The organism is Kitasatospora sp. NPDC057198, from assembly GCF_042670125.1.
GTDB lineage: Bacteria > Actinomycetota > Actinomycetes > Streptomycetales > Streptomycetaceae > Kitasatospora.
Genome location: NZ_JBHUWH010000459.1, coordinates 1 through 6,105, shown reverse-complemented (window position 1 = coordinate 6,105; position 6,105 = coordinate 1). Strand labels below are relative to the sequence as shown.

4 protein-coding genes are annotated in these 6,105 nt (G+C 76.4%); 2 read left to right on the top strand and 2 right to left on the bottom strand.

What is annotated here, in order from left to right:
- Positions 1-564 (bottom strand): hypothetical protein (locus tag ACFUEL_RS33035; RefSeq protein ID WP_380240810.1); only part of this gene is annotated, 564 nt, incomplete at its 3' end.
- 175 nt (positions 565-739) lie between these two features.
- On the opposite strand from ACFUEL_RS33035, the gene ACFUEL_RS33030 reads away from it, so the two are divergent.
- On the top strand, positions 740-2,812 hold the full coding sequence (locus ACFUEL_RS33030; RefSeq protein WP_380240808.1) for a SpoIIE family protein phosphatase: 2,073 nt from the start codon (positions 740-742) through the stop codon (positions 2,810-2,812).
- Positions 2,813-2,816: 4 nt separating this feature from the next.
- Here ACFUEL_RS33030 and murQ read toward each other — a convergent pair whose 3' ends face one another.
- Positions 2,817-3,812 carry an N-acetylmuramic acid 6-phosphate etherase gene (gene murQ, locus ACFUEL_RS33025; protein ID WP_380240812.1) on the bottom strand — a complete coding sequence of 332 codons (996 nt, stop codon included), beginning with the start codon at positions 3,810-3,812 and terminating at the stop codon, positions 2,817-2,819.
- A gap of 783 nt (positions 3,813-4,595) precedes the next feature.
- Between murQ and ACFUEL_RS33020 the strand changes: the two genes are divergently transcribed.
- Entirely contained in the window at positions 4,596-6,014 is a 1,419-nt protein-coding gene (locus ACFUEL_RS33020; RefSeq protein WP_380240806.1) for an ArnT family glycosyltransferase, read from the top strand.
- The last annotated feature ends 91 nt before the right edge of the window (positions 6,015-6,105 follow it).

The window sequence follows — 6,105 nt, the reverse complement described above, 5'->3', positions numbered from 1 at the left end:
GCCGTTTTTTTTTCCCCCCCCCCCGGGGCGGGGGGCGGGCGGGGGGGGGGGCGCGCCCCCCCCCCCCCCCACCAGGGCGATGCTGGTGACGGCCAGGCCGTCCCGGACCGGCCGGAACAGCGGCCCGGCCACCGGCAGCGCGAGGACGTGCAGCCGGAACGCCTGGATCCGGACGCCCGCCCGTTCGGCCCGTTCGCGCAGCACGCGGGCCAGGTGGGCCCGGGGTCGGCCGGGGGTGGTGCGGGAGTGTGCGGCCAGCTCCCGTTTGCGGGCGGAGCTCCAGGTGAGCAGTTCGGTGTCGTGCCGCCGGACGAACTCCCCCAGCGGGCCGTCGAGTTGTGGGAACGCGCCCGGGGAGTGGTCCGTCAGCGCGTCGTCCCACCAGGCCCGCCACTGCGGCGACGGGTCGGGGCCGGCGGGGGCCGCGAGGGCGAGCGGCGGGTCGACCGGCGGCAGACCGAGCGGGTCGGCGAGGCCGAGCGCGTCACGGACGGCGAGGGCGAGCGCCGCGTCGTGCGAGTAGTCGAGGGTGACCGCCCACGATCCGTCCGCTGTCGCCGCCATGTGTGCCGCCCCCGTCGTCGTCCGTCCTCCACCCGCTGGCGTGCCCACCGCCGGGGTCCGTCAACCGGCCCGGCCCGGCGGTCGTACGGCGTGGCGGTTTGAGGCGCTCACGCCGTGGCGCGATGCTGGGAGGGACGGCCTGGCGGTTGCGGCCTCCGAGAGGGGATCGACGGACATGGCGACTAGGGTTCCGGGCCGGGCGGCGACCGCGACGGTGGACGGCGGCGGGGTGGTCACCGGCTGGTCCGCGGCGGCCGAGCGGCTGACGGGCTTCGGGGCGGGCCGGGTGCTCGGGCGTCCGGCGGCCGAGCTGCTGGCGGGCCGGTTGCCGATCGCCTTGCTGCGCGCGGTGGTTGGGCACCGGCCGTTCGACGGGATGGTGCGGCTGCGCCGCTCGGAGGACGAGACGGTGGCGGTCGAGCTGGGTGTGGTGCCGGTGCGGACGGCGCGCGGCGAACCGGCCTGGGTGGTGTCCGCCGAAGCCCTGCGGCCGCTGACCACCGAGGCGGCCCCGCTGCCGTCCCTCGCCCCGGCCGCCGCGCAGGGCTCCCCGGAGGAACGGGCCCGGCGGCGGCTCGCGCTGCTCGGCGAGGCCGGTCTGCGGATCGGCTCGACCCTCGAAGTGGAGCGCACCGCACAGGAGTTGGCGGACGTGGCGATCGAGGGCTTCGCGGACTTCGTGGGCGTCGACCTGCTCGATTCGGTGTTCGGCGGCGGCCCGCCGTCGAACGCCGGGCTGGTGTTCTACCGGGTCGCGCAGCGCTCGGTGCTGCCGGGCGTGCCGGAGTCCACGGTGGCGGCCGGCCGCGGGGACGAGATCGCGCCGGACTCGCCGATGGCCCGGGTGCTGGCCTCGGGCCGTCCGCTGCGCACCGACTACCGGGATCCGGAGATCCGTTCCTGGCTCGTCCAGGAGCCCGAACGGGAGCGGCTGGCGCGGGAGTTCGGCATCCACTCCTCGCTGCTGGTGCCGCTGACCGCGCGCGGGACGACGCTCGGCGTGGCGATCTTCCTGCGGCACCGGACGCCGGATCCGTTCGACGAGGACGACCTGCTGCTGGCCACCGAGCTGACGGCGCGCGCCGCGCTGTCCGTCGACAACGCCCGCCAGTACACCCAGCAGCGGGACACCGCACTGGCGTTGCAGCGTTCCCTGCTGCCCAGCCGGACGCCCCGGCAGGCCGCCGTGGAGGTCGCCTTCCGCTACCTCCCGGCGGGCGGCCGGGAGGGCGTCGGCGGCGACTGGTTCGACGTGATCCCGCTGTCCGGCGCCCGGGTGGCCCTGGTGGTGGGCGACGTGGTGGGCCACGGCGTGCCCGCCTCGGCCGCGATGGGACGGCTGCGCACGGCGGTGCGCACGCTGGCCGACATCGACATGCCGCCGGACGAACTCCTCACCCATCTCGACGACCTGGTGCTGCGGGTCGATCTGGACGAGCTGCCCGAGGGCGGCACCGCCTGGGCCGGCAGCAGCGTCGGCGCGACCTGCCTGTACGCGGTGTACGACCCGGTGACCCGGTCCTGCGCGCTGGCCCGGGCCGGGCATCCGGGGCCCGCCCTGGTCGGGCCGGACAACAGCGTGGTCTTCCCCGAACTGCCGGCCGGGCCGCCGCTGGGCCTGGGCGGACTCCCGTTCGAGGCGGCCGAGTTGGAGGTGCCGGAGGGCAGCGTGCTGGCCCTGTACACGGACGGCCTGCTGCGCGCCTCCGAGTTGCGCGGCGATCCCGAACTCGGCCTCGGCCGGCTCGGAGCCGCCCTCGCCTCCCCGGCCGGCTCGCTGGAGGACCTGTGCGACCAGGTGCTCTCCACCACCCTCGGCCCGGACGCCCCGACCGACGACGTCGCCCTGCTGCTGGCCCGCACCCACGGCCTACACACCCAGGACGTCGCCGACTGGCCGCTGCGCCACGACCCGTCCGAGGTGGCCCGCGCCCGCAAGCTGGCGACCTCGAAGCTCGCCGACTGGGGGATCGAGGAGGCGTCCTTCGTCACCGAGCTGGTGGTCAGCGAGCTGATCACCAACGCGGTCCGCTACGGGCGGCCGCCGATCGGCTTCCGGCTGATCCGGGACGGCGGGGTGCTGATCTGCGAGGTCTCCGACGGCAGCAGCACCGCCCCGCACCTGCGCCGCGCCCACAACGACGACGAGGGCGGCCGCGGCCTGCTGCTGGTGGCCCAGCTGTGCCGCAACTGGGGGACGCGGCACACCCCGCGCGGCAAGACCATCTGGGCCGAGCAGGAACTCTGACCGCTCAGCCCGGGGCGTCCCCGGGGGCCCCGGGCGGGGCTCCGGGCGGGGCCTCGCACAGGGTCCCGGGCGGAGCGTCGCGCAGGGCGTCGCGCAGTACGCCGCCGTGGCGCGCCAGCAGGGCGGCGGCGGTGGGCGCGTCCACGCCGGCGAGCAGCAGCAGGATCGCGTCCTTGGCCCGGCCGCCGGTGGCGGCCAGCGCGGCGTCCGCGTCGGCCGGGGCGGCGCCAGTGGCGACGGCGACGATCCGGCGGGAGCGGGCGCGCAGCTTGGCGTTGGTCGCCCGGAGGTCGACCATCAGGTCCCCGTAGGTCTTGCCGAGCCGGACCATGACGATCGTCGAGACCGTGTTGAGCACCAGTTTCTGTGCCGTCCCGGCCTTCAACCGGGTGGATCCGGCCAGCAGTTCGGGCCCGGTGACCACCTCGATCCGGTGCTCGGCCGCCTCCCCGAGCGCGGAGCCCCGGTTGCCCACCAGGGCGACGGTGAGCGCCCCGAGCGCGCGGGCGTGCTCGACGGCGGCCAGCGCGTACGGGGTGCGGCCGGAGGCGGAGACGCCGATCACGGTGTCGGCGGCGGTCAGGTCGAGCGCGGCCAGGTCGGCGACGGCGGCGGCCCGGTCGTCCTCGGCGCCCTCGAGGGCGGAGGTGAGCGCGGCGGGGCCGCCCGCGATCAGCCCGACCACCTGGCCGGGCGCGGTGTCGAAGGTCGGCGGGCACTCGCTCGCGTCCAGCACCCCGAGCCGTCCGGCCGTGCCGGCCCCGGCGTACACCAACCGGCCGCCGCGGCGCATCCGTTCGACGATCGCGTCCACCGCCGCGGCGATCGCCGGGAGGGCCGCGGCCACCGCCTCCGGGACCGTCCGGTCCTCGGCGTTCATCAGCCGGGCCAGTTCGACCGTCGGCAGCAGGTCGATCTCCGCGCCGCCCTCCCGCCGCGCCTCGGTCGCCAGGGTGTCCAGGGCTTCCGGGGCTTCCGGGGTCTTCGGTGCGGGCGGCACGGCGGGCAGTCCCTCGGGGAGCAGGTCGGGCAGGCCGAGCGCGGGGCGGCCCAGCAGGGCGGTCAGGGCGTGCCGCTGGCGGTCGGTCAGGGCGGGGACGAAGACGGCCGCCGCGGCGCCGGTCCGCTCGCAGGCCAGGGCCACCTCGCGGACCTTGCCGCCGCTCAGCAGGGTGCGCTCCGAGTGCGGCAGGGCCATCTTCCGGGCGCCGCCCGCCGAGACCCCGCGCCGCTGCACCAGTTGGTCCACCACCCGGAACCCGCGGGCCTCCAGGGCGGCGGCGGCCGCGGCCATCACCGCCGCGAAGTCCCGTCGGCGGGCGGAGAAGTGGCCGACCAGCACCACCCGCTCGCCCGGGGCGGCGGCCCACCCGGGGCGGCCCGCAGCCCCCGCCCCGCGCCGGGGCGGGCGCCGGTCGCGCCTGCGGAACTGCTGCACGGACCCAGGCTAGCTCCCCTTCCCGGCGGAGGCGGGGTGCTGCGCGCCGACCGTCGGCCCGGTGCCGGCGGCGGCGGCCCGCCCCGGGGGCCGGAGCGCCGACCGGGCGGAGGAGAACGCTGCCGTCAACGCCCTTCCCTAGGGGGATTCCTGATGCCGGATCAGGGATGACCCGGATGGGCACGAACGGCCCGCGCTGCCACACTCCCCCGTATGGATACAGGGGGGAACACTTCAAACGCGGCCGAGGACTCCGGGCCGGGCCGCCCAACTGCCTTGCCCCGCTTCGCCCTCGGCCCGGTACTCGGGGTGGCGGCCGCGGTCACGGCGTTGCAGGCGTGCCTGGTGGGGCGGTACGGATTCCACCGGGACGAGCTGTACTTCATGGCCGCCGGGCGGCACTTGGCCTGGGGGTACGTCGACCAGCCGCCGCTGACACCGCTGCTGGCGCGGCTGTCGACGTCCGTGTTCGGGGACGGGCCGGCCGGGCTGCGGGCGGTCGCGGTGCTGCTGGGTGCGGCCACCGTCGTGCTGATCGCCTTCGCCGCAAGGGAGTTGGGGGCGCGGCGGGCCGGTCAGGTGCTGGCGGCGGCGGGGGCGGCGGTCTCGGCGCTGGTACTGGCGCTCGGGCACATGCTGAGCACGGCGAGCTTCGACCTGTTCGTCTGGACGGTGCTGGGCGTGCTGGTGCTGCGCCTGCTGCGCACCGGTGACCGGCGCTGGTGGCTCGCGGTCGGCGCGGTGAGCGGGATCGCCCTGCTGAACAAGGACCTGGTGCTGCTGCTGGCCGCCGCCCTGCTGCCGGCCGTCGCCTGCTGCGGGCCGGACGCACGCGCGGTGCTGCGCGGCCGGTGGCTGCCCGCGGGGGCACTGCTGGCGCTGCTGGTGGCGGCGCCGAACCTGTACTGGGAGGCGACGCACGGCTGGCCGCAGCTCACCGTCGCCTCCGGCATCAGCGACCAGGACGGCCTGGCCAACCGGCTGACCTTCGTCCCGATGCAGCTGGTCTACCTCTCCCCCGTGCTGATCCCGGTCTGGCTGGCCGGGTTCCGCCGCCTGCGCGACGACGAACGGGTGCGCTGGGCAAGGCCGTTGGGGTACGCGTACCTGGTGCTGTGCGCCCTGGTGCTGGCGCTCGGCGGCAAGCCGTACTACGCGCTGCCGCCGCTGCTGCTGGTGATGGCCGCCGGGTGCGAACCGGTCGCCGAGCGGCTGTGGCGGCCCGGACCGGAGCACCGGCGCGGCCGGGTGCGCCTGGTGGGGCTGCTGCTGGTCGCCGCGCTGGTCAACTCGCTGATCACGCTGCCCGTCCTGTCGCCCCGGTGGCTCGGGCCGGTGTCGGCCCTCTACCCGGAGTCCGCCGAGCAGGTGGGGTGGCCGGAGCTGACGGCGGCGGTCGCGGCGGGCTGGGCGGCCGTCCCGCCGGAGCAGCGCGGGCGGGCAGTGGTGTTCGCCACCGACTACGGCGAGGCCGGGGCGCTGGTGCGCTACGGTGCCCGCTACGGGCTGCCGACCGCGTACTCGGGCCACATGTCCTTCCACGACTGGGGCCCGCCGCCGGACTCGGCGACCGGCCCGGTCGTCCTCGTCCACCCGGAGCCGTACCCGGCGGTCGAGCGGTTCTTCACCGGCTGCCGCCGGGTCGCCGAGGTCGACAACGGGTACGGGCTGGCGAACGAGGAGCAGCACGCGCCGGTGCTGCTGTGCACGGGGACGGCCGCCCCGTGGTCGCAACTGTGGCCCCGGCTGCGGCACTTCTACTAGTAGTGCTTCGTTACGTTGGGTGATCTTGCCTGTTGGTGGGCATTCTTCAGGTGTGAAGCTGGGGGATGTGGAGCGGCTCCGTGGTGAGTTG

Coding starts and splice junctions, on each gene's coding strand:
- ACFUEL_RS33030 (WP_380240808.1), top strand. CDS start 740: ATGGCGACTAGGGTTCCGGGCCGGGCGGCGACCGCGACGGTGGACGGC.